The sequence below is a fragment of the Billgrantia bachuensis genome, from assembly GCF_011742165.1.
In the GTDB taxonomy this organism is placed as follows: domain Bacteria; phylum Pseudomonadota; class Gammaproteobacteria; order Pseudomonadales; family Halomonadaceae; genus Halomonas; species Halomonas bachuensis.
Genome location: NZ_JAAQTO010000043.1, coordinates 96,438 through 120,429 on the forward strand (window position 1 = coordinate 96,438; position 23,992 = coordinate 120,429).

General features: G+C 64.9%; 21 protein-coding genes. 14 read left to right on the top strand and 7 right to left on the bottom strand.

The features are described 5' to 3' along the window. Window positions 1-11 precede the first annotated feature (11 nt). Window positions 12-1,331 carry an erythromycin esterase family protein gene (locus HBJ55_RS15630; RefSeq protein ID WP_167116894.1) on the top strand — a complete coding sequence of 440 codons (1,320 nt, stop codon included), beginning with the start codon at window positions 12-14 and terminating at the stop codon, window positions 1,329-1,331. 23 nt (window positions 1,332-1,354) lie between these two features. Here the strand turns inward: HBJ55_RS15630 and HBJ55_RS15635 are convergent, their stop codons facing one another. Beyond that, window positions 1,355-3,910, bottom strand: a complete 2,556-nt coding sequence (locus tag HBJ55_RS15635; protein ID WP_167116897.1) for a heavy metal translocating P-type ATPase — start codon at window positions 3,908-3,910, stop codon at window positions 1,355-1,357. Window positions 3,911-3,977: 67 nt separating this feature from the next. After that, window positions 3,978-4,175 (bottom strand): heavy-metal-associated domain-containing protein, encoded by a 198-nt coding sequence (locus HBJ55_RS15640; protein WP_167116900.1) that lies wholly within the window; start codon window positions 4,173-4,175, stop codon window positions 3,978-3,980. Window positions 4,176-4,320: 145 nt separating this feature from the next. Between HBJ55_RS15640 and cueR the strand changes: the two genes are divergently transcribed. Beyond that, a complete protein-coding gene (gene cueR / locus HBJ55_RS15645) occupies window positions 4,321-4,749 on the top strand; it encodes a Cu(I)-responsive transcriptional regulator (protein WP_167116902.1) in 429 nt (142 codons plus the stop codon). Between the two features lie 12 nt (window positions 4,750-4,761). On the opposite strand, the gene cmoB is transcribed toward cueR, so the two are convergent. Both cmoB and cmoA read right to left on the bottom strand, forming a co-directional pair. After that, window positions 4,762-5,754: a tRNA 5-methoxyuridine(34)/uridine 5-oxyacetic acid(34) synthase CmoB gene (cmoB, locus tag HBJ55_RS15650; RefSeq protein WP_167116906.1), complete on the bottom strand. Its 993-nt coding sequence runs from the start codon at window positions 5,752-5,754 to the stop codon at window positions 4,762-4,764. 1 nt (window position 5,755) lies between these two features. Then, window positions 5,756-6,499, bottom strand: coding sequence for a carboxy-S-adenosyl-L-methionine synthase CmoA (cmoA, locus tag HBJ55_RS15655; RefSeq protein WP_167116909.1), 744 nt, complete (start codon window positions 6,497-6,499; stop codon window positions 5,756-5,758). A gap of 238 nt (window positions 6,500-6,737) precedes the next feature. Between cmoA and pgi the strand changes: the two genes are divergently transcribed. From pgi to HBJ55_RS15685, 6 genes are all read left to right on the top strand, one after another. Continuing rightward, on the top strand, window positions 6,738-8,411 hold the full coding sequence (gene pgi, locus HBJ55_RS15660; RefSeq protein WP_167116912.1) for a glucose-6-phosphate isomerase: 1,674 nt from the start codon (window positions 6,738-6,740) through the stop codon (window positions 8,409-8,411). 52 nt (window positions 8,412-8,463) lie between these two features. Beyond that, window positions 8,464-9,096: a YqiA/YcfP family alpha/beta fold hydrolase gene (locus tag HBJ55_RS15665; RefSeq protein ID WP_167116915.1), complete on the top strand. Its 633-nt coding sequence runs from the start codon at window positions 8,464-8,466 to the stop codon at window positions 9,094-9,096. Window positions 9,097-9,180: 84 nt separating this feature from the next. Further along, entirely contained in the window at window positions 9,181-11,061 is a 1,881-nt protein-coding gene (gene parE, locus HBJ55_RS15670) for a DNA topoisomerase IV subunit B (protein ID WP_167116918.1), read from the top strand. Window positions 11,062-11,239: 178 nt separating this feature from the next. Further along, window positions 11,240-13,492: a DNA topoisomerase IV subunit A gene (gene parC / locus HBJ55_RS15675; protein ID WP_167116921.1), complete on the top strand. Its 2,253-nt coding sequence runs from the start codon at window positions 11,240-11,242 to the stop codon at window positions 13,490-13,492. Continuing rightward, window positions 13,489-14,709, top strand: coding sequence for a phosphoserine phosphatase SerB (serB, locus tag HBJ55_RS15680; protein WP_167116924.1), 1,221 nt, complete (start codon window positions 13,489-13,491; stop codon window positions 14,707-14,709). Before parC ends, serB begins: the two co-directional genes overlap by 4 nt. A gap of 107 nt (window positions 14,710-14,816) precedes the next feature. Then, a complete protein-coding gene (locus HBJ55_RS15685; RefSeq protein ID WP_167116927.1) occupies window positions 14,817-15,077 on the top strand; it encodes a TIGR02647 family protein in 261 nt (86 codons plus the stop codon). Between the two features lie 72 nt (window positions 15,078-15,149). Here HBJ55_RS15685 and HBJ55_RS15690 read toward each other — a convergent pair whose 3' ends face one another. Further along, window positions 15,150-16,004: an SDR family oxidoreductase gene (locus tag HBJ55_RS15690; protein WP_167116930.1), complete on the bottom strand. Its 855-nt coding sequence runs from the start codon at window positions 16,002-16,004 to the stop codon at window positions 15,150-15,152. A gap of 487 nt (window positions 16,005-16,491) precedes the next feature. On the opposite strand from HBJ55_RS15690, the gene HBJ55_RS15695 reads away from it, so the two are divergent. From HBJ55_RS15695 to leuA, 4 genes are all read left to right on the top strand, one after another. Beyond that, window positions 16,492-17,325, top strand: a complete 834-nt coding sequence (locus HBJ55_RS15695) for an ion transporter (RefSeq protein ID WP_167116932.1) — start codon at window positions 16,492-16,494, stop codon at window positions 17,323-17,325. Between the two features lie 66 nt (window positions 17,326-17,391). After that, a complete protein-coding gene (locus HBJ55_RS15700; RefSeq protein WP_167116936.1) occupies window positions 17,392-18,435 on the top strand; it encodes a M4 family metallopeptidase in 1,044 nt (347 codons plus the stop codon). Then, window positions 18,432-18,773 carry a protealysin inhibitor emfourin gene (locus HBJ55_RS15705; RefSeq protein WP_167116650.1) on the top strand — a complete coding sequence of 114 codons (342 nt, stop codon included), beginning with the start codon at window positions 18,432-18,434 and terminating at the stop codon, window positions 18,771-18,773. The genes HBJ55_RS15700 and HBJ55_RS15705 overlap by 4 nt, the downstream gene beginning before the upstream one ends. A gap of 305 nt (window positions 18,774-19,078) precedes the next feature. Next, a complete protein-coding gene (leuA, locus tag HBJ55_RS15710) occupies window positions 19,079-20,785 on the top strand; it encodes a 2-isopropylmalate synthase (protein WP_167116939.1) in 1,707 nt (568 codons plus the stop codon). Window positions 20,786-20,894: 109 nt separating this feature from the next. Here the strand turns inward: leuA and epmB are convergent, their stop codons facing one another. After that, entirely contained in the window at window positions 20,895-21,884 is a 990-nt protein-coding gene (epmB, locus tag HBJ55_RS15715; protein WP_240936148.1) for an EF-P beta-lysylation protein EpmB, read from the bottom strand. Between the two features lie 159 nt (window positions 21,885-22,043). On the opposite strand from epmB, the gene efp reads away from it, so the two are divergent. Further along, entirely contained in the window at window positions 22,044-22,610 is a 567-nt protein-coding gene (gene efp / locus HBJ55_RS15720) for an elongation factor P (RefSeq protein WP_167116944.1), read from the top strand. 63 nt (window positions 22,611-22,673) lie between these two features. Next, entirely contained in the window at window positions 22,674-23,651 is a 978-nt protein-coding gene (gene epmA / locus HBJ55_RS15725) for an EF-P lysine aminoacylase EpmA (RefSeq protein ID WP_167116947.1), read from the top strand. Here the strand turns inward: epmA and HBJ55_RS15730 are convergent. Then, the coding region (locus tag HBJ55_RS15730) for a phosphatidylserine decarboxylase (protein WP_206022688.1) at window positions 23,648-23,992 on the bottom strand (345 nt) is incomplete at its 5' end. The two genes, epmA and HBJ55_RS15730, sit on opposite strands and share 4 nt — an antisense overlap.

Below are 23,992 nucleotides of genomic sequence, written 5' to 3' on the forward strand. Positions count from 1 at the left end.
GAGGTGCGATCATGACGACTCCCCAGGATTACATCCGCGACAACGCCAAGCCGCTCGCCGGTCGTAGTGTCGATTACGACGACCTGCTGGAGCAGGTGGGTGAGCGCCCGCTGGTACTGCTCGGCGAGGCCTCCCACGGCACCGCCGAGTTCTACCGTATGCGCGCCGAGATCACCCGGCGCCTGATCCGCGAGAAGGGCTTCGAGGCGGTGATCGTCGAGGCCGACTGGCCCGATGCGCTACGGCTCAATCGTTATGCCTGCGGCGAAGGCGACGACACCCTCAAGACCGCCTTCGACGACTTTCAGCGCTTTCCGCAGTGGATGTGGCGCAACACCGAGGTGCGCGACTTCATCGGCTGGCTCGAGGAGCACAACGCCGGCAAGGAGGCCGGCGAGCAGGTGGGCTTCCACGGCTTGGACATCTACAGCCTGCACCGCTCGGCGGAAGCGGTGATCGAGTATCTCGAAGGCATCGACCCGGAGCAGGCGGGAATCGCCCGCGAGGGCTACGGCTGCCTCGACCATGGCGGCGACCCGGTCCGCTATGGCCACGATGCCGCCTTCGGTCTCAGCCGTGTTTGTGAAGAGGCTGCGGTCAGGCTGCTGGCCGACCTGCTCGAGAAGTCGACCGGCTACCTGCGCGAAGATGGCCGGCGCTCGCGGGACGAGCAGTTCTTCGCCGAGCAGAATGCTCGCGTGGTGGTCAATGCGGAGCACTATTACCGCGCCATGTTCGGCTCACGGGTGGATACCTGGAACCTGCGCGACGAGCACATGACCGACACCATTGCCGAACTGCGAGAGCACCTGCGCCGCCAGGGCGGGCAGGGCAAGGTGGTGGTGTGGGCGCACAACTCGCACCTGGGCGATGCCTCGTTCACCGACATGGGCTGGCATCGCGGCCAGCACAACGTTGGCCAACTGGTACGCCACCGCTTCGGTGCCGACCAGGCATTACTGGTGGGCTTCACCACCCATACCGGCTTCGTTTCGGCAGCCCATGACTGGGACGGTCCGGTGGAGCATCGCCGGGTGCGGCCATCCATGCAGGGCAGCGTCGAGCGATTGTTCCACGATAGCGGTGTCGGCGACTTCTATCTGCCGCTCGGCGAGGGTGCGGCCCCCCTGAAGGAACCGCGGTGGGAGCGTGCCATCGGCGTGATCTACCGCCCCGAGTCGGAGCGGGTCAGCCACTACTTCAAGGCCTCAGTGGCCCAGCAGTTCGACGCCGTGTTCCATGTCGACGAGACCCGCGCCGTGGAGCCGTTCGACAAGGGCGAGCTGTGGCGGCCCGAGGAGGTGCCGGATACCTATCCGTTCGGGGTTTAGAGCTTGCGGAACATACAATAACGTCAGCCGACTTGGGCTACCTGAAGGTCCTGCGGCTCGCCTTCATCCGCTTCGATCGGGATCGGCGGCCGGAAGCCCTTGAGGCGCAACGCATTGGTGAGCACACAGATGCTCGAGGCGGCCATGGCCACGGCGGCGAAGATCGGCGAAAGCAGGATTCCGAAGGCGGGAAACAGCACGCCGGCGGCCACCGGGATCAGCACGGTGTTATAGGCGAAGGCCCAGAACAAATTTTGCTTGATGTTGCGGATGGTGGCCCGGGACAGCGCGATGGCATTGGGTACGTTGCGCAGATCGCCGGACATCAGCACCACCTCGGCGGACTCGATGGCGATGTCGGTACCGGTACCGATGGCGATTCCCACATCGGCCTGTGCCAGCGCCGGGGCGTCGTTGATGCCGTCGCCGACGAAGGCCACCAGGCCGCCTTCGGCCTGTAGTTGCTTCACCGCATCCACCTTGCCGTCGGGCAGCACTTCGGCCACTACCTTGTCGATGCCGAGCCGACGGGCGATGGCATCGGCGGTGCGCTGGTTGTCGCCGGTGATCATCGCGACCTGCAGGCCCTCGGCGTGCAGCGCGCGGATGGCGGCCGGGGTGGATTCCTTGATCGGGTCGGCAACGGCGATGATCGCGGCCAGCCGGCCGTCAATGGCCGCATAGAGCGGTGACTTGCCCTCGTCGGCGAGCCGGTGTGCGGTCTGGGCGAAGGCTTCCACGTCCAGGCCCAGTTTGCGCATGTAGCGGTCGGCACCGACGTCCACCCGATGCCCATCGACCCGGGCCGCGACCCCGAAGCCGGGGATGGCCTCGAAGTCCTGGACACTGGCAGGTTCCAGCCCGCGTGACTTGGCCGCGTTGACGATCGCTTCGGCGATGGGGTGTTCCGACTGGCGCTCGACGGAGGCGACCAGGCCCAGGGTGTCGGACTCCTCGAAGCCATCGGCCACCACCAGGTCGGTGAGCTCGGGCCGGCCCTTGGTCAGGGTCCCGGTCTTGTCCAGCGCGATCACCCTGGCGTCGCGCAGCGACTGCAGGGCTTCGCCCTTGCGGAACAGCACGCCCATCTTCGCGGCCTTGCCGGTGCCCACCATGATCGAGGTGGGGGTGGCCAGGCCCATGGCACACGGACAGGCGATGATCAGCACCGCCACGCCGTTGACAAGGGCGAAGGTCAGCGCCGGGGCGGGGCCGAAGAGCAGCCAGACGGCGATGGTGGCCAGTGCCGCGGCGATCACCGCCGGCACGAAGTAGTGGGTGACCTTGTCCACCATGGCCTGGATCGGCAGCTTCGAGCCTTGGGCCTGCTCGACCATGCGTACGATCTGTGCCAGCAGGGTGTCGGCGCCGACCTTGGTGGCGCGGAAGGTGAAGCTGCCCGCCTTGTTGATGGTGCCGCCGACCACGTCCGTGCCGGCCTCCTTGCGCACCGGCACGGGTTCGCCGGTGATCATCGACTCGTCGACGAAGGAGCTGCCGTCGATGACCTGGCCGTCCACCGGGACCTTGTCGCCTGGCCGCACCCGCACGACATCGCCCTGGCGCACCTCGTCGATGCCGATCTCCCTCTCTTCGCCGTCGCGGACCACGCGGGCGGTCCTGGCCTGGAGCTTCATCAGCGCCTTGATCGCCTCGCTGGTGCGGCCCTTGGCGATGGCCTCGAAGTAGCGGCCGAGGAGGATCAGGGTAATGATCACCGCCGAGGCTTCGAAGTAGACGTTCACCGTGCCGGCCGGCAGTGCCTGGGGCAGGAAGGTGGCCACCACGGAATAGCCCCAGGCAGCGGAGGTGCCCAGCATCACCAGCGAGTTCATGTCCGGGCCGCCGCGCATCAGTGCGGGCCAGCCTGTCTGATAGAAGCGCAGGCCGGGGCCGAACTGCACGATCGAGGCCAGGAGGAAGAACAGGTAGAACAGATGCTGCTGCCCCAGGCTCATTTGCAGCCAGTGATGAAGCCCTGGGATGAAATGCGAGCCCATGTCCAGCACGAACAGGGGCAGGGTAAAGATTCCGGCGATGGTGACCGCGCGCTTCAGCTCGGCGATTTCCCGTTCACGGGCCTCGCGCTCACGGTCGCTGCGGTCCGGTGCGTCGCTGGTGGCTTCGGCGTCGTAGCCCGCGGCCTGTACCGCCTCGATCAGGCGTTGCGGAGTCACGGCCTCGGCGACCACTCTCAGGGTTGCCGTTGACGTGGCCAGGTTGACGCTGGCCTCGAGCACGCCGGGCACGTCGGCGAGCTTGCGCTCGACGCGGCCGACGCAGGAGGCGCAGCTCATGCCCTTGACAGTCAGTTCGATGGTGTCGGTAACGGCGGGGTAGCCGGCGCTATTCACTGCTTGTACGACACTGGCGAGGTCCGCGTGGTCGGAAGCGAATTCCACCCGGACGCGCTGGGTGGCCAGGTTGACGGAAGCGTCGATGACTCCGTCCACGCCGCGGATCGCCTTCTCGACCCGGCCGACACAGGAGGCGCAGCTCATGCCCTCGATAGCCAGGGAGTACGTGTCGCTAGCACTGGAATCGTCATGAACTGCCGTGACAGCCTCATTGGTCGACATGACTTGTGACTCCGTGTCGATGGGATTTACGATGCCTCAACCTTCCAGTGATGGGAAGGCGGTGTCGCTACGCCGCCTCACTGGGGTAGCCAGCCTCTTCGATGGCTGCTTTGATCGCCTTGGCAGGCGCGCTGCTTTCAACCTGCACCTGTCGCTGCGCAAGGTCGAAGTCCATGCTGGCGTCGTTGTCCACGGATTCGATCGCCGCAGAGATCGTCGCGACACAGTGGTTGCAGGTCATGTCAGGCACGTTGAGTTTCAGCATGTGGTCTCTCCTGATGGTGAGAGCGATGATTTGTGCGAGTATTAAGCAGCATAAACCTTCCCATTGTTGTAAGGTCAAGTGCTGACGCATGCATCCCGACCTTGGGCTGCTCCCTGCGTCCAAAGCCTCGAACAGGAGGGTTCAGATGAATATCGGACAAGCGGCGAAGGCATCCGGCATCTCGGGAAAGATGATTCGCTACTACGAGAGCATCGGCCTGATTTCACCGGTCAAGCGAACGGAGTCGGGTTACCGGATCTTCAGCGAGAAGGACGTGCACGCGCTTCGTTTCATCTCCCGGGCCCGAGACCTGGGTTTCTCGGTGGAACAGATGGGCAACTTGCTCGCCCTGTGGCAGGACCGCCATCGGGCCAGCGCCGACGTCAAGGCCGTCGCCCAGGCGCACATCGGGGAACTGGACCTCAAGATCAAGAAGTTGCAGGACATGCGCCAGACCCTGGAGCACCTGGTGGATCATTGCCACGGCGACGAGCGCCCGGATTGCCCGATCCTGAGCGGCCTGGCAGCAGATAACGTCGAAGAAAGCGCCGAGCTCGACGTCGAAACTTCCTAGCGCACCATCTCGTTACAGCGGTTTTGTCGCGATCACCACGGCGCGCCTTGGCGCCGGGTAGCCTTCGCGGGTCTTGCTCGGGTCGTTCGGGTCGAGGAAGTCGGCCAGCGATTGGAAGGTCATCCAGTCGGTGGAGCGCTGTTCGTCCAGAGAAGTGGCCGCCTCGTCCACCACCCTCACGTTAATGAGCCCGCAGCGCTCGAGCCACTGGCAGAGTGCTTTCGAAGAAGGCAGGAAGTAGACGTTGGGCATGGCGGCGTAGCGCTCGCCGGGTAGCAGTACGGTGGTAGCGTCGCCTTCCACCACCAGGGTCTCCAGTACCAGCTCGCCACCGGGGCGCAGGGTGTCCTTGAGCTGCAGCAGGTGCTCCAATGGCGAAGGGCGATGGTAGAGCACGCCCATGGAGAACACCGTGTCGAAGAAGGCCAGCTTCTCCGGTACGTCCTCGATGCCCACCGGCAGGAAGTGGGTGCGTCCGCCGTCGGCGTCTCCGACGAAATGACGCAGCGCCTGGAACTGATAGTAGAAGCGCGGCGAGGGGTCGATCACCAGTACGAAGGCGGCACCGGCGCCGGCCATGCGCCAGGCGTGGTAGCCGCTGCCGCCGCCGACGTCGAGCACGCGGCGACCGGCAAGCGGTGATAGGTGCGGGGCGACCCGTTGCCACTTCCAGTCGGAGCGCCACTCGGTATCGATATGGATGCCGGCGAGCCGGTAGGGGCCCTTACGCCATGGCGCGAGCTTACGCAGCAAACTCTCGCACTGACGGCGCCGGCTTTCGTCCAGCTCGCAGGCGACCGTCACGGTGTCGCTGCCGAGGCTTACCTCGCGCGCCTCGGGCAGTGCGGGCAGCTTGGCCACCGCCTTCTCCCAGGCCGGCAGGTCGCCGTAGCGCTTGCGGTCGAGCCCACGAGCCAGCTGTTCGGGCAGCCGGGCGAGCCAGCTATCCAGCCCCTGGTCGATGAAGGCGCGGTAGAGCGGGCGCTGTTCGACGGGTATCGCCACCTCAGGCCTCCTTGAACGCGATCAGCGAGGCGAAGTTGAGGTACTGGAACCAGGTCAGCGAACGCGGGAAGCCGGCCCGAGCCAGGCGCGCGTGGTGTGCCTCGAGAGTGTCCGGCACCAGCACGTTCTCCAGCGCCGTGCGCTTCTGGCTGATCTCCAGCTCGCTGTAGCCGTTGGCGCGCTTGAAGTCGTGGTAACGCTCCACCCGCCAGGCGTTGTCGCGCTCATCGGGGTCGATCATTTTCTCGGAGAGTATCAACACACCGCCCGGCTCCAGCGCGGCGTAGAGTCGTGCCAGCAGGGACTCACGGTCCTCTGGCGGCAGGAACTGCAGGGTGAAGTTGAGGATCACCATGCCCGAAGGCTGGTAATCGAGGGTACGTATGTCGCCTTCGATGACCTCGATGGGGTGCTTAGGGCACTCGGCGGCGAGGGTTTCACGGGCGCGGGCGACCATGGCCGGAGAGATGTCCACTGCAGTGAGGCGGAAGGCATCCGCAGGCAACTGGCCGGCCAGCGCCAGGCTGGCGGCGCCCAGCGAGCAGCCCAGGTCGTAGACATGGGCGCCGTGGCGCAGGTGGCGCCCGGCGATCAGTCCCAGCATGCCCAGTATCTGGCCATAGCCCGGTACCGAGCGGCGGATCATGTCGGGGAAGCAGGCCACCACCCGTTCGTCGAAGGAGAAGCGCGCAACCCGGTCCAGGGGTGTGGAAAAGATCGCGTCGCGATAAGATGCGTCACTCATGAGCAAGCCGGTTACGTGGAACAGGCCAGCATTCTACGCCTGCCGCCGTCCGGCTGCACGGGTAGCGCGCCGTGTCGCCAGCGGGACACAAAGAGCCGGCATGCATGCGAGACCCCGATGCGTACGCACTGTGGATTTACAGGCGGATACAAGGCTAGCCTGTGAGCGAAGGATTTCGCCTGTCTTACGCTAGCCGTCAACGACGCGGTTGCTCCGCAATACGTCAAGGAGGATTGCTATGAACCACGCCCCAATCGACCAGACTGGCGCCTGGCAGCGGCTGATGGAACACGCCGAGGAGATGCGCACCACCCATTTGCGCGAGCTGTTCGTCGACCAGGCGCGAGGTCACGCCTTCACGCAGCAGGCGGCGGGGCTGACCCTCGACCTGTCGAAGCAGCGCTGGAGCGACACGACGCTTGCGTTGCTGCTGGACCTGGCACGTGAAGCCGGGGTGCCGGAAGGGATTCAGGCACTGCTGGCCGGCAAACGGGTCAACGTCAGCGAGGATCGCCCAGCGTTGCATACGGCGCTGCGCCTGCCCGCCGAGGCTTCGCTGGTCGTCGATGGCGAGGACGTGGTACCCGGCGTGCATGCCACGCTCGATCGCATGGCCACCATGGTTGCGCGCCTGCACGCCCGGCAGTGGCGCGGCGCCACCGGTCGACCGATTCACGACGTGGTCAACCTTGGTGTGGGTGGCTCCGATCTCGGCCCGCTGATGGTGACCCACGCGTTGGCCGACTATCGGCCTGCCGACGCTCATCACGTAGAAGTGCACTTCGCCTCTACCATGGACGGCTCGCAGCTCGCCGACTACCTCAACCGCTTCAATCCCGAGACCACGCTGTTCGTGATCTCGTCGAAATCGTTCACCACCATCGATACCCTGTCGAATGCGCGTACCGCCCGCGACTGGCTGTTGGCGCGGCTGGTGAACGACGGCATCCAGGGGGTGGACGAGGAAATGGTGATGCGCCAACACTTCGTCGGCGTCTCGGCCAAGCCCGAGAAGATGAGCGAGTGGGGCATCGCCGAGGCCAACCAGCTGCTGTTCTGGGAGTGGGTCGGCGGCCGTTACTCGCTATGGGGAGCCATCGGGTTGCCCATTGCCCTGGTGATCGGCATGGCCAACTTTCGCGAGCTGCTGGCCGGCGCCCATGCCATGGACGAGCATTTCGCCAAGGCGCCTCTTGACGACAACCTGCCGGTGCTGCTGGCGCTGGCAGGCATCTGGAACGTCAACTTCCTCGACATCCGCGCCCATTCGATTTTGCCTTATGATGGCCGCCTGGAGCACTTCGCCGCCTACCTCGAGCAGCTCGAGATGGAGTCCAACGGCAAGTCGGCCACCCACGACGGCCGCCAGGTGGGCTACTCGACCTGTCCGGTGCTGTGGGGCCAGCTTGGTCCCAATGCCCAACACGCCTTCTACCAACTGCTGCATCAGGGCACCCAGCCGGTGGTGTGCGACTTCATCGCTCCGCTGACGCGTTACGACGACGTCGAGGATACGGCGACCCGCAAGCACTTGATGGCTCAGCACCGCCTGACTCTGGCCAACTGCTTCGCCCAGTCGCGCCTGTTGATGCTCGGCGACGACGCCATCGACGAACCGGGCGAGCGGCCCGGCCACAAGCGCTATCGCGGCAACCAGCCCTCCACCACGCTGTTGCTCGATCGCCTGACGCCGGCCACTCTGGGGGCGCTGATCGCGCTCTACGAGCACAAGGTATTCGTTCAGGCTGCCATCTGGGGCATCAACCCCTTCGACCAGTGGGGCGTCGAGCTGGGCAAGCAGATCGCCGGCGAGACCGAACGCATCCTGGCCGATCATCACGGTCATGAGAACATGGATGCTTCCACCCGGGCCCTGCTCGAAGCGGTCTGGCATGCCGAGCGGGGAGCGTGAGCGTTGAAGCAGATAAAGGGGAAGGGCTGGTAATGTATACAGTGGGTTCGGTATGCTGAATGCGCCCTGGGCGCCGCTGCCGGCCAGCGGCGTGCTTTACCTGCACGGCTTCAACAGCGGCTACGGCTCGCCCAAGGCGGTGCTGATGCGGGCCGCCTGTGCCGCGCTGGCGTTACCCTGCGAGACGCCGCAGCTGCCGCATCGCCCTGCCGCGGCCCTGCAGCTGGCCGATGCACTGTTGAAGGAGTTGGGCCCTAATCCGCTGCTGGTCGGCAGCTCCATGGGCGGTTTCCTGGTCACCTGCCTGGCCGAGCGTCACGACCTGTTGGCCGCGCTGGTCAACCCGGCAGTACGGCCGGCGCGGCTGGTGTCGGAGTGGGTCGGCGAGACCTTCGTCAATGAGCATACCGGCGAGCGCTTCGTCATCGAGACGGCGCATGGTGAGGAGCTGGCCGCGTTGACGCCGCAGCGTGTCTCCCCCGAGCGCTACCTGCTGCTGCTGGGGACTGCCGACGAGACGCTTGACCCGACGGATGCCTTCGCGCTTTATCGTGGCGCCAGGACACTTCTGCACCCCGGAGGGGATCACGTGTTCAGCATGCTGGAGACGTACCTGCCGGCAATACTGGCGCACGGCGGGCATCGTCTGGCGCCGGAGCGCGTGAAGGCCGCGGCGTCGGGGTGAGCCCGACGGTAGGGGACGGGCGTCAGGGAAGGAGCGGAATCCTGCTGGGAGCGCAATCGAATTCGTAATGGCTTTGGGACACGCATGACACAGTACAGTGCCAGCTCAATCGAAGTTCTCTCCGGTCTCGACCCGGTGCGCAAGCGCCCCGGCATGTACACCGACACCACACGGCCCAACCATCTGGCCCAGGAGGTCATCGACAACAGCGTCGATGAGGCGCTGGCCGGCCATGCCCGCGAAGTCACCGTGCGCTTGCTCGAGGATGGGGGCATCGAGGTCTCCGACGACGGTCGCGGTATGCCGATCGACATTCACCCCGAGCACGGTGTCTCCGGGATCGAACTGATCCTCACCCGGCTCCACGCCGGCGGCAAGTTCTCCCAGTCCAGCTATCGCTTCTCCGGTGGCTTGCATGGCGTCGGCGTGTCGGTAGTGAACGCCCTGTCGCGGCGCCTGGAAGTGGAGGTGATGCGCGACGGCGCTCGCCACGGCATGGCCTTCGAGCATGGCGACAAGGTATCGGAGCTGGCCGAGATCGGCAGCGTGGCCAAACGCACCACCGGTACCCTGGTGCGCTTCTGGCCCGACGAGTCCTACTTCGACAGTCCCAGGCTGGCCATGGGGCGGCTCAAGCACCTGCTGCGGGCCAAGGCGGTGCTGTGTCCCGGGCTCAAGGTCACCTTGGTCGAAACCGACGGCGCCGAGAGCGTCTGGCAGTACGAGGACGGCCTGCGCGACTACCTGGCCCAGGCCACCGACGGCTTCGAGGTGCTGCCGGCCTCGCCGCTGATAGGCCACTTCGCCGACGACGAGCAGGCGGTGGACTGGGCGGTGCAGTGGCTCCCCGAGGGCGGTGAAACGCTGATGGAGAGCTACGTCAACCTGATCCCCACGACCCAGGGCGGCACCCACGTCAACGGGCTGCGCTCGGGCCTGCTCGAGGCCCTGCGTGAGTTCTGCGAATACCGCAACCTACTGCCGCGGGGCGTCAAGCTCACCGCCGAGGACCTGTGGGAACGCGTCGCCTACGTGCTCTCGGTGAAGATGCTCGACCCCCAGTTCGCCGGCCAGACCAAGGAGCGGCTCTCGTCGCGCACTGTGGCGGCCTTCGTCTCCAGCGTGGTGAAGGATGCCTTCTCGCTGTGGCTGAACCATCACGTCGACCAGGCCGAGACGCTGGCCGAGCTGGTCATCAGTGCTGCCCAGCGGCGCCAGAAGAGCGCCAAGAAGGTGGCGCGCAAGAAGGTTACCGCCGGCCCCGCGCTGCCCGGCAAGCTGGCCGATTGCTCCGGCCAGGACCCGGCCCAGGGGGAGCTGTTCCTGGTGGAGGGCGATTCCGCCGGTGGCAGCGCCAAGCAGGCGCGCAACCGCGAGACCCAGGCGATCCTGCCGCTACGCGGCAAGATCCTCAACACCTGGGAGGTCGATAGCCACGACATCTATGGCTCCCAGGAGGTCCACGACATCGCCGTGGCGGTGGGCATGGATCCGGGCAGCGACGACCTCGGCCAGCTGCGCTACCACAAGATCTGCATTCTCGCCGACGCCGACTCCGACGGCCTGCACATCGCCACGCTGCTGTGCGCGCTGTTCGTGCGCCACTTCCCCGCGCTGGTCGATGCCGGCCACGTCTACGTCGCCATGCCACCGCTCTACCGCATCGATCTGGGCAAGGAAGTGCACTACGCCCTGGACGAGAGCGAGAAGGCGGCGATTTTGCGTCGCCTAGAGGGCAAGCGCGGCACGCCCAACGTGCAGCGCTTCAAGGGCCTCGGCGAGATGAGCCCGCTGCAGCTGCGCGAGACCACCATGGCGGTGGAGACCCGGCGTCTGGTGCAGCTCACCCGCGAGGGCGGTGACGGCACCATGGAGATGATGGACATGCTGCTGGCCAAGAAGCGCGCGTCGGACCGCAAGAGCTGGCTCGAAGATTACGGCAACCTGGCGGATATCGAGGTGTAAGAGGGAAGAGGGGAAGACAGCATGTGCCGTCCCTACGTAGGTCATGGGTGTTCTTCTTTCTCCCAGGCGCGAAGCGCCGATCTTCCTTCTTGCAGCGGCGCAGCCGCATCTTGTTTGATACGTTTCGTGCGGGCACGGCCCGCGATTTTTCCATGATGGCAGATAGGGCGCTAACCCCATGACCATGGATATCCAGGTGGCGGAGGGCGACGTCGAACGTCTCTCGCTGCGCGAATACACCGAGAAGGCGTATCTCGACTACTCGATGTACGTCATCCTCGACCGGGCGCTGCCGCACATCGGCGACGGCATGAAGCCGGTGCAGCGGCGCATCGTCTACGCCATGCGCGAGCTGGCGCTGAACGCCAGCGCCAAGTACAAGAAGTCGGCGCGTACCGTCGGCGACGTGCTGGGCAAGTTTCACCCTCATGGCGACAGCGCCTGCTACGAGGCGATGGTGCTGATGGCTCAGCCGTTCAGCTACCGCTACCCGCTGGTGGACGGCCAGGGCAACTGGGGCAGCCCCGACGATCCCAAGTCGTTCGCGGCGATGCGCTACACCGAATCGCGGCTGTCGAAGTTTGCCGAGGTGCTGCTCGCCGAGCTGGGCCAGGGCACCGTCGACTGGACCCCCAACTTCGACGGCACCATGAACGAGCCGGTGGTCTTGCCGGCGCGCCTGCCCCATGTGCTGCTCAATGGCGGTACCGGCATCGCCGTGGGCATGGCTACCGACATTCCGCCGCACAATGTGCACGAAGTGGTCGAGGCCACCTGCCACCTGCTGCGCCATCCAGACGCCACCACCGCCGACCTGGTTCAGCACCTGCCGGCGCCGGACTTCCCCACCGCGGCGGAGATCATCACCTCCCGCGACGACCTGCAGAAGCTCTACGAGAGCGGCCGCGGCTCGGTCAAGCTGCGTGCCCGCTATACCATGGAGGAGGGCAAGGTGGTGGTCACCGCGCTGCCCTACCAGGTCAGCGGGTCCAAGGTGCTCGAGCAGATCGCCGCCCAGATGCAGGCCAAGAAGCTGCCCATGGTGGACGATCTGCGCGACGAATCGACCCATGAGGAGCCGACCCGGCTGGTGATCGAGCCACGCTCCAATCGCGTCGACATCGAGGCCATGATGGCGCACCTGTTCGCCACCACCGATCTCGAGAAGAACATACGCGTCAACCTCAATGTGATCGGCCTCGACGGCCGCCCGCGGGTGATGCCGCTGCCGGACATGCTCGGCGAATGGCTCAGCTTCCGGCGCAAGACGGTACGTCGGCGCCTCGAGCATCGCCTGGGCAAGGTCGAGGACCGCCTGCATATTCTCGAGGGCCTGCTGGTCGCTTACCTCAACATCGACGAAGTGATTCGCATCATTCGCGAGGAGGATGAGCCCAAGAGTGCCTTGATGGAAGCCTTCGGCCTGTCCGATCGCCAGGCCGAAGCGATCCTCGAGCTGCGCCTGCGCCATTTGGCCAAGCTCGAGGAGATGAAGATCCGCGGCGAGCAGGACGCGCTGGAAGCCGAACGCAAGCGCTTGAAGGCGCTGCTCGGCAGCGAGGCCAAGCTCACCGACCTGATCGAGGAGGAGCTGCGCGAGGCAGCCCGCGAGCACGGCGATGAGCGCCGCTCGCCGATCGTCGAGCGCGAGGAGGCCAAGGCACTCTCCGAGGTCGAGCTGATGGGCGCCGATCCCATCACCGTGGTGCTCTCCGAGAAGGGCTGGATTCGTGCCGCCAAGGGCCACGATATCGACCCGGAAGGGCTCTCCTACAAGTCCGGCGACCGCTTCGCTCTGGCCGCCCGCGGCAAGACCAACCAGCCGCTGGTGCTGCTCGACGACACTGGCCGCACCTACACCTTGGCCGCTCACAACCTGCCCAGTGCCCGCAGCCAGGGCGAGCCGGTGACCGGCCGGGTCAACGTGGTCGCCGGCGCCCACATGGCCGGACTGATGCTGGCGCCGCCCGAGACCCGCTATCTGCTCGCCAGCGATGGCGGCTACGGTTTCGTGGCGAAGCTGGAGGAGCTGATCGGCAAGAACAAGTCGGGCAAGGCGGTGCTCTCGGTACCCAAGGGTTGCCGTGTCATGGCTCCGGTTCGCGTGCCGGAGGGCGAGGATCTGTGGGTGGCGGCCGTTTCCAACGAAGGGCGGTTGCTGGTCTTCCCGTTGGAGCAGTTGCCGGAGATGGCCAAGGGCAAGGGCAACAAGATGATCGACATTCCCGGTGCCCGGGCGGCCCGGCGTGAGGAGCTGATGCGCGACTATGTCATCCTGCCCACCGGAGCGGCGCTGGTGGTACATTCCGGCAAACGCCACGTGACCCTCAAGGATGCCGATCTGGATTATTATCGCGGCGAACGCGGCCGCCGCGGCAGCAAGCTGCCCCGCGGCCTGCAGAAGGTCGATAGACTTGAGACGGACCTATGACAAGACGACTGCTGATTCGCGCCACCGGCGCGGCACGTCCCGGCCAACTGGCCGGCCTGGGCCAGGCCATGGCGCGCAGCGGCGCACGGCTGCTCGATATCAACCAGAGCGTGACCTTCGGCATGGTGTCGCTCGAGGCCCTGGTCGGGCTCGACCGCGACAGCGACCTGGAAGGCGCACTCAACGAGGCCGGCATCAGCCTGGGCCTCGACGTGCAGGCGATCCAGGTCAGCGCCGAGGACTACCAGCGCTGGAGTGCGCATGCCAGCGAGCCGCGGCTGATCCTGACCCTGCTGGCACCGCACCTGCCCGCCGGCATCCTGGCCGAGGTCGGCGCTCTCACCGCCGAGCATGGCCTCACCGTGGAGTTGATCCACCGGCTCTCCGGGCGCGAACCGCTGGATGGCGGCGTGCCGCCATTCGGCGCCTGCGTCGAGTGCTGGCTGCGCGGCGAGGAGGTCGATCTCGACAGCCTGCGCGAGAAGGCGCTGGCTCTGGGCGCCATGCATGGCGTCGACATCGCGCTCCAGGAGGATTCGATCTGGCGCCGCCATCGTCGCCTGGTCTGCTTCGACATGGATTCGACGCTGATCCAGGCCGAGGTGATCGACGAGCTGGCGCGCCGCCACGGCGTCTTTGATGACGTTGCGGCGGTCACCGAGCGTACCATGCGCGGTGAACTCGACTTCCAGCAGAGCTTCCGCGAACGCATGGCCAAGCTCAAGGGACTCGACGAAGCGGTGCTTGCCGAGATCGCCGAGGAACTGCCTTTGATGGATGGCGTCGAGCGGCTGATGAAGCATCTCAAGCGGCTGGGTTATCGCACCGCGATTCTCTCCGGCGGCTTCACTTACTTTGCCCGTCACCTGCAGGACAAGCTCGGCTTCGACGAGATTCACGCCAACGAACTGGTGATCGAGAACGGCAAGGTTACCGGCGAAGTGCACGAGCCGATCCTCGATGCCAGTCGCAAGGCCGAGCTGCTGCGCGAGATCGCCGCACGCGAGGGGCTGGCCATGGAGCAGACCATTGCCGTGGGCGACGGCGCCAACGACCTCAAGATGCTCGCCACCGCCGGGCTCGGTATCGCCTTTCGCGCCAAGCCGCTAGTGCGCAGCCAGGCGCGCCAGTCGATCTCGACCCTGGGCATCGATGCCGTGCTCTATCTGATGGGCTACCGTGAAGGGGACCTGGAGGACGAGAGCCGCGCGGGTTGACGACGACACTGGTGAAGCACGAGCAAGTGGCGTACCTTCGAAGGATCTGTCGCGAAGGACTCATTTTGAAAGTCCTGTCTCGAAGGTCTATCACATCGGAGGTCGCCATGGCCCAAGCGCATTTCTCCGGCGAGTTGCTGGAAGAGCTCAACCTTCTCTGTCTCTTTAATCTCGATACTACCCATGAAGGCCTCAAGGTGCATGCCGGCAGCGCCGCTACCGGGGCCGTAGCCGCCGCCTCGCGACTGCATGCCAAGGGCCTGGTGACCCAGGCCGATGCCGGCTACCTGACCCCCCGCGGCCGCGAGGCAGCCATTCACGCACAGGAACTGGCGGGCCTGCTGGCCCCAGCGGAACTCACCACCTGAAGCACATTCTTGAAACTGCCAGAAAACGTGCGCCCGCCTGGAGGCTCCAGGCGGGCGCTGTCGCATGCATGCTCAGGTGTTGAGCACCACGCCGCCGTTCAGGTGCAGCGTCTGGCCGCTCATGTAGGAGGACTCCTCGCAAGCCAGGTAGACGTAGGCCGGCCCCATCTCGGAGGGCTGGCCGGCGCGGTTCATCGGCACCTGGCCGCCGAAGGAGGCGACCTTCTCGGCGGGGAAGCTGGCCGGGATCAGCGGTGTCCATACCGGCCCCGGGGCTACGGCATTGATCCGGATGCCTTTCTCGGCCAGTGGCTTGGCCAGCGAGCGCACCAGGCCCTGGATCGCGCCCTTGGTGGCGGTATAGTCGATCAGCGACGGGTTTCCCTTGAAGGCGTTGATCGATGACGTGCAGATGATCGAGTCCCCCTCGTGCATATGCGGCAGGGCCGCCTTGGTCAGATAGAAGTGACTGAACACATTGGTCTGGAAGGTACGCTGGAGCTGGTCGTCGGGAATGTCGGTGATGTCGTCCCAGTCGTACTGCTCGGCCGAGTTGTGCACGACGATATTGAGCTTGCCGAACTCCTGTAGCGTCTTGTCGACGATCTCCTGGCAAAATGATGGCTCGCCAACGTCGCCCTTGAGTACCAGGCAGCGGCGTCCTTCCGCTTCGATCAGGGATTGCGTTTCGCGAGCATCGGTATCCTCCTCCAGATGCACGATGACGCAATCGGCTCCCTCACGGGCGTAATGCACGGCGGCAGCGCGACCGATACCGCTGTCGCCTCCGGTGATGATCGCGACCTTGTCCTTGAGCTTGTCGGCGCCACGGTAGCTCGCGCGGATGTACTCCGGCTTGGGATCCATCTTGTACTCGGCGCCTGGCTGGTGGGACTGCTCCTGAGGTGGCTGCTTCTCTTCGCTCATGTGTCGGGTTCCTTTTCCTTGGAAAACACTGCATAAATGTCTGCGCGTGCGAATCACTGCGTTGCGCGGTGCTGGTGCGCCAGCCCGGTCGAAATCCTCACCTATACCCCATAGGCTCCGGTTGACTCGCAGCCTTCGGCTTCTCGCCCGTTCGGGGCCAGCCTACGGCTGTTTGTCGCTTCGCTCGGTACTGTGCTCCGTGCGCCTTGTGCTTCATCCCGCTCGCCGATTTATCAGCGCTTCCCTTGTGCACGTGATGATTTGAAGGTAGGCAGCGCACAACCGTCAGGACAAGGCGGGGAGCGTGAATAAAGGTTTCGCTGTCGTAAGAACTGGTGAAACCACCGGCGCCATCCAGTGTGCTCTCTTCGTTTCGCGCTCGTGATACCATCACGCCGCCTCGACCGCTGGTGTCGCCTGGTCTGCCGCCGGCGGTTCGGCTCCTGTCACTTCGGATTCCTGTCCAAGGTACTTTCGAGAATTTCCAATGAGCGCTTCTTTCGAAACTTGGCGCGACCGCTTCGAGCGACTGCGCGCCCACAAGGCCTTTGAGCTGACGGTAATCACCATCATCGTCGTCTCGGCCCTGCTGATTGGTGCCAAGACCTACGAGGAAGAGGTCAGCCCCATCCAGGAGTGGCTACTGCTACTCGACACGGCGGTGACTGTCTTTTTCCTCGTCGAGATCTTGATCCGCATGGCGGCCGAAAAGCGCCTGCGCGACTTCTTCAAGCGCGGCTGGAACGTCTTCGATTTCCTCATCGTTACCGCCAGCCTGATTCCCATGGACGATTCGGAGATGGTGCTGCTGGCGCGGCTGCTGCGCATCTTCCGCGTGCTGCGCCTGGTATCGATGATCCCCGAGTTGCGCATGCTGATCGCGGCACTGTTCAAATCGATCCCGCGCATGGGTTACGTGGCGTTGCTGATGTTCATCATTTTCTACATCTACGGCGCCATCGGCAGTTTTCTGTTCGCCAGCGTCGATGAGAAGCTGTGGGGCAATATCTCGTTGGCCATGCTGACGTTGTTCCAGGTCGCTACCTTCGAGAGCTGGGCCACGGCGGTGCTCTACCCGACCATGGAGCACTACCCCTACGCCTGGATCTACTTTCTTACCTTTATCTTTTTGAATGCCTTCATTTTTCTCAACATGATGATCGGTATCGTGCTCGACGTGATGCAGAAGGAGAGCATTCAGGTGCAGTTGGAGAGCGGCGAGGGCGAGGCTGCCGAGCTGCACGGCCTGCGCAACGACGTGCGGGCGCTGAGCGACCAACTGGCGCGCATGGAGGCGATGCTGGGGAGGCGTGAGAAGTAGGTCTTCCGCTATGCTCTAATCAAGCGGGCTCGATGGGCGAGCCGGATGGTGAAGGAGAGGAAAAGGATGGCCGATTCGTTACCCGCCGGGGCGAGGCTCTTTCTTCCGCCCTATATGCTCGAGCGTATCGCCAGCGCTGGGTCGAACCACTTGCGCGAGTGTGCCCGGCATACTCTGGTAGTCGATCAGCAGTTCCGCGCTCGTGCCGGGGCCGTCATTCTGCCCCAGGGCAGTGTCAAGCGCGGCGAGCCGGCCCGCTACGTGCATTCCGCCGAGCAGCAGCAGGCCCTGCCCGGAAGGCTGGTTCGAGGCGAAGGGGAGGACGACAGCGGCGATCCCGCCGTCGACGAGGCCTACCATGGCCTGGGTGCGACCTATCGATTGTTCTGGGAGGTCTATGAGCGACACTCCATCGACGACGAAGGCATGGTACTGCTGGCCACGGTTCATTACGGCCGCGATTACGAGAATGCCTTCTGGGATGGCCAGCAGATGGTATTCGGCGATGGTGACGGCGAGCTGTTCAACCGCTTCACCATCGCGTTGGACATCCTCGCACACGAATTGACCCATGGCGTCATTCAGCACGAAGCCGCGCTGGCCTACGTTGGTCAATCAGGGGCGCTCAACGAGTCCCTATGCGACGTGTTCGGTAGCCTGGTCAGGCAGCACCAACTGGAGCAGAGCGTCGACGAAGCGGACTGGCTGATCGGCAAGGGGCTGTTCACCGAGCGGGTCGCCGGACGTGCCCTGCGCTCCATGGCCAGGCCGGGTACCGCCTACGACGACCCCTTGTTGGGGCGCGACCCACAGCCCGACCACATGGATGCCTTCGTGGTGACCGAAGCGGACAGCGGTGGCGTGCACATCAACTCGGGGATCCCCAACCGTGCCTTCCATCTCACGGCCATGGCGCTGGGCGGCCATGCCTGGGAGCGGGCCGGTCGAATCTGGTACGACACCCTCGTCGACCAGCGCCTGGGTCAGGATAGCGATTTCCCCACCTTCGCCACGCTGACGCTGGACAATGCCGAGCGCCGCTACGGTGCCGTGAGCCAGGAAGCGACGGCGGTGCGCGAAGGCTGGCGTCGCGTCGGAGTGCTGCCGTGAGCCAGCCGCCGCCGTTGACCCCGGCCAGCGTTGTCCGGCTGCGGCGCGAAGGTGGGGTGGCGCACTTCCCCGGCCTGTCGCGGCCACGCTGCATCCATTGTGCCCGCTACAGCGAGGCGCAGCGTGACGAATTGTGGCGCCTGCTGTCGAGTGCGGAATCGGGAGCAGGGCTGGAAGAGGCGCCGGGTGCCGACCGGCGCCGGTTCTGCCTGAGCGTGGAGGACACGAATGGCACCTCGCTGTGGTTACTGACGGTGGCCGAGGAGGCGGTGCCCCAGGAGTTGTTCGAATGGTGGCGGCAGGCCGAGACACAAGCGGAAAACGGGAGTGCGCCTTGACAAGCGCCGCGCATACTGATTTTCTAGAGTACATGAACACGACATTCCGCTACCTCAGCCTGAACCTACGACTACTAGCCGGCCTTTGAGCGCCGGGCGATGCGTCGCGCATCGCGTTTTTGTCCAGGTCAGTCGAGGTACCGAAATGTCAATCACCCGAAGCGTTTTCTGCCATGTACACCGTTGCGTCGTGACCGTTGTCGGTCGCGGCCATCGTTCCGCTTATCGCTCCGACGCCCCGGCATGCTCGATGCAGCCGGGGCGTCGTCGTTTCTGAATGCCGCCAGCCCAGGGAGAATGCCACCATGATGCTCGACAACCCCGCCGCCAAGTACCGCTCCTTCGTCGCCGTCGACCTGCCCGACCGCCAGTGGCCGAACCGACGTATCGAGTCGCCGCCGCTGTGGTGCAGCGTCGACCTGCGCGACGGCAACCAGGCGTTGATCGACCCTATGGATCAGGAGCGCAAGCAGCGCTTCTTCGACCTGCTCGTTAAAATCGGCTTCAAGGAGATCGAGGTCGGCTTCCCCTCGGCGTCGCAGACCGATTTCGATTTCGTGCGTGCCTTGATCGAGCAGAACAAGGTGCCTGACGACGTCACCATCCAGGTGCTGACCCAGGCGCGTCCCCATTTGATCGACCGCACCTTCGAGGCGCTGAAAGGCGCGAGGAACGCCATCGTCCACGTCTACAACGCCACCGACCCGGTGTTCCGCCGTGTGGTGTTCAACGTCAGCAAGGAGGAGTGCATCGGTATCGCGGTCGACGCTACCCGGCAGATTCGCGAGCTGATGGAGGCGGCACCGGAAACCAACTGGACCTTCCAGTACTCGCCGGAGCTTTTTACCACCACCGAGATGGACTTCGCCAAGGAGGTGGTCGAGGCGGTGATGGAGGCCTACGGGGCGACGGTCGAGAAGAAGATGATCGTCAACCTGCCGGCCACGGTGGAGGCGGCCACGCCCAACAACTATGCCGACCAGGTGGAGTGGTTCTGTCGCAACGTGAAGCACCGCGATCGTCTGATCGTCAGCGTTCATCCGCACAACGACCGCGGCACCGGCGTGGCGGCCGCCGAGCTTACCGTAATGGCCGGTGCCGACCGCGTCGAGGGCACCCTGTTCGGCAACGGCGAGCGCACCGGCAACGTCGACATCGTCACGCTGGCGATGAACCTCTACACCCAGGGGGTTCACCCAGGGCTCGACTTCTCCAACATCACGCCGATCATGCGCGAGGTGGAGTACTGCAACCAGTTGCCGGTACATCCGCGCCATCCCTATGTCGGTGATCTGGTGTTCACCGCCTTTTCCGGCTCTCATCAGGATGCCATCAAGAAGGGCATGACCGAGCGGCGCGCCAATCCGGATGCCATGTGGGAGGTGCCCTATCTGCCCATCGATCCGCTGGACGTGGGCCGCAGCTACGAGGCGGTGATCCGCGTCAACAGCCAGTCGGGCAAGGGTGGGGTCTCCTATCTGTTGGAGCAGGAGCATGGTATCGAGCTGCCGCGCCGGCTCTCGATCGAGTTCAGCCAGGTGGTGCAGGAAGTTGCCGACCGTACCGGCAAGGAAATCACCTCACAGATGATCTACCAGGCTTTTGCCGACGAGTACCTGATGCGTACTTCGCCCTATGCAATGGTCAATCATCGCCTCTCTTCGGAGCCCGACAGCCCCAAGGTGAAGCTGGAAGCCAGCATCGAGGAGCATGGCGAGCGGCGCGCCATCGGCGGCGAAGGCAACGGCCCGTTGGCAGCATTCATCAAGGCCCTGGCAGCCGCCGGTCACGACGTGGAGATCATCGATTACCACGAGCACTCGCGTGGCCAAGGCGCTGACGCCGAGGCGATCGCCTACGTCGAGGTGCGCATCGACGGCAAGGCGGTATTCGGCGTAGGCACCGACGAGAGCATTACCAGCGCCTCGATGAAGGCGGTGATGAGCGCGATCAACCGGCATGTCTCCAACGAGCCGGCGGCCGCCAATGTGACTGCGGAGACCCTGGCCTGACCGGCTTCGCCGGTCGGCAGCTATAAGCTGTAAGCTTTAAGCCATAAGAAACCCCAAGGTGTCATGCCTTGGGGATTTAACTTACAGCTTACGGCTTATGGCTTACAGCTTATAAGGGCGTCTTGCTCGCTTCGCCGGGGATTTCCCTGACCAGGCGGGGGAGCAAGAAGCCCGGCAGCTCCTCCCTGAGGCCCGCGACCAGCTCGCGGGCCTCTTCGTCGGGCACGTCGAAGTGAGCCGCGCCCGCGACCGGGTCGAGCACATGCAGGTAATAGGGCAGCACACCGGCCTCGAACAGCCGCTCGGAGAGCTGGGCCAAGGCATCCACCGAGTCGTTGACGTTACGCAGCAGCACGCTCTGGTTGAGCAGAGTGGCACCTGCCGCCTTCAACCGCGCGCAGGCGTCAATCACGGCTTTGTCGATCTCGTTGGCGTGGTTGATGTGCAGCACGACCACCTTCTGCAATCGTGTGGCACCGAGCCAGCCGAGCAGGGCATCGTCGACCCGGTCCGGAATCACCACCGGCAGGCGGGTATGAAGGCGCAGCCGCTTGAGGTGGGGGATTGCCTCGAGACGTTCTATCAGCCAGGCGAGCTGGCGATCGCTGGCGGCTAGTGGGTCGCCGCCGGAGAGAATCGCTTCATGAATACTCGGATCGTTGTGCAGCGTCTCGAGCGAACGTTCCCACTGGGCGCGGGAGGGGCTGTTGTCAGCATAGGGGAAATGGCGGCGAAAACAGTAGCGGCAATTCACCGCGCAGGCGGGGCTCGCGATCAGCAGCACTCGCCCGTTGTACTTGTGGATCAGCCCCGGCCCGGAGGTGTGCTCGGCCTCGGCCAAGGGGTCGGTGACGTACCCGGGGACGCTCTCCCCCTCGGCGGCGAGCGGTAGCACCTGGTGCAGCAGCGGATCGTTGGGGTCGCCGTGGCGCATGCGCGCAAGGAACGCCTCCGGCACACGTATCTCGAACAGGGCGTGGCCGCGCTCGGCGCCGGGCAGCCAGGCGTCATCCAGCCCCAGCCGCCGGCACAGCTCGCGTGGGTCGCGGATCGCCTGCGACAGTTGGGTCTGCCAGGCGCTTGGAAGCGTCAGGGGCATCACGTCGACGCTTGGCGAATCCGGTCTCTGCAAAAGGGCGGAGCTTCGGGTTATCATGCGGCACACCAGTCACAATGGGGCGAGGGCTCGAATCCTCGTCGATTCGGTATGTGCGCGTCCAGAGCCTGCTGCGGCGCGCCCGATCTTTCGAGAGGCAACATGGCTAATTATTCTACCAACGAATTCAAGGGCGGTCTGAAGGTGATGCTGGACGGCGATCCCTGCGCGATCGTCGAGAACGAATTCGTCAAGCCGGGCAAAGGCCAGGCGTTCAACCGCGTGAAGCTGCGCAACCTGATCACCGGCCGCGTGTGGGAGCGTACCTTCAAGTCGGGCGAATCCCTCGAAGGCGCCGATGTGGTGGACCTCGAGATGGAGTATCTCTACAACGACGGCGACATGTGGCACTTCATGAAGACTGACGGCTCCTTCGAGCAGTACGCCGTCGAGAAGAAGGCTTTGGGCGATACCGTCAAGTGGCTCAAGGAGCAGGTGGCCTACACCGTGACCCTGTGGAACGACAACGCCATCAGCGTGACGCCGCCCAACTTCATCGAACTGGAAGTGGTCGAGACCGATCCGGGCCTCAAGGGCGACACCGCCCAGGGCGGTTCCAAGCCGGCCACGCTCTCCTCGGGTGCCGTGGTGCGCGTGCCGCTGTTCATCAACCAGGGCGAGGTGCTGAAAGTCGATACGCGCTCTGGCGAATATGTGTCACGTGCCTGACCAGGTGCCGAGCTGCTTCAACGCCGAGTCCTGGTGGGCTCGGCGTTTTCGATGGTGACGACCATGCAGGAGATCGATTGGCAGCCCTCTGCCACCATGGCGACCTTGCGCGAGCGGGCGCGGCTGCTGGCCGAGGTGCGGGCGTTCTTCGTCGAGCGCAGCGTGCTGGAGGTGGAAACGCCGGTGCTGGGCCACGGCGGCAGCACCGACGTGCACCTGGCGTCGCTCTCTCTCGAGGCGTCCACGCCGGCAGGGTGCGAGCGGCTGTGGCTGCAGACCTCGCCCGAGTTCCATATGAAGCGGCTGCTGGCCGCCGGCAGCGGGCCGATCTTCCAGCTCGCGCGCAGCTTTCGCGACGGCGAGGTGGGCGGCCGCCACAACATCGAATTCACCATGCTGGAGTGGTATCGCCCGGGTTTCTCTCTCGACGAGCTGATCGAGGAGACGGCTACGCTGATTCGCCAAGTGCTCGGTCGCGATCCGGGCCCGCTGCGCCGCCGTCGTTATCGCGAGCTGTTCCGCGAGATGCTGGGATTCGACCCCTTCAGCATCGAGTTCGATACGTTGAGCCGAATCGCCGGCGAGCGCGGCGGGCTCGACATGCGTGATGCTGGGCGCGACGACTGCCTCGACCTGCTGATGAGCCTGGTCATCGAGCCTACGCTTGGGCACGAGGGGGTCGACGTGGTGGTGGACTATCCCGCGAGCCAGGCAGCGCTGGCGCGTCGCCATCGCGACCCGGAGGACGGCGAGTGGGTCGCCTCGCGCTTCGAGGTCTACCTCGCAGGACTGGAGCTCGCCAACGGCTACGACGAACTCACCGACGTCGGCGAGCAGGCCGCCCGCTTCGATGAGGATAACCTCGCTCGGCAACGCCTCGGCCTGCCACAAGTGGATGTCGATAGGCGCCTGCTTGCCGCACTGGCGCATGGCATGCCGGCGGGTAGCGGCGTAGCACTGGGAATCGACCGGCTGATTCAGCTCGCCCTGGGCCGGGCGAGCGTGGCAGAAGTCATGGCTTTCGCCACACCTGGCGCCTAGCAGAACTCAGGGCCGCGGTCGGGAAAGCCGCCCAGCGACTGACCCATGGAGACCTTGGTCTTGGGTGCCAGGCTGGCGTCGAAATCGACCTTGCCGGCGAAGGCCATCACCACCGTGGAGCCGAGCTTGAAGCGGCCCATTTCCTCGCCGCGCTCAAGGTGAATCGGCTTGTCGAAACGCACGCGCTGCACCTGGCCCGAGAGCGGTGTGATCTGCCCGGCCCATACCGTTTCGATGGCGGCCACGATCATCGCCCCGACCAGCACCACCGCCATGGGCCCATATTCGGTATCGAAGTGGCAGACCAGGCGCTCGTTGCGGGCGAACAGGTTGGGCACGTG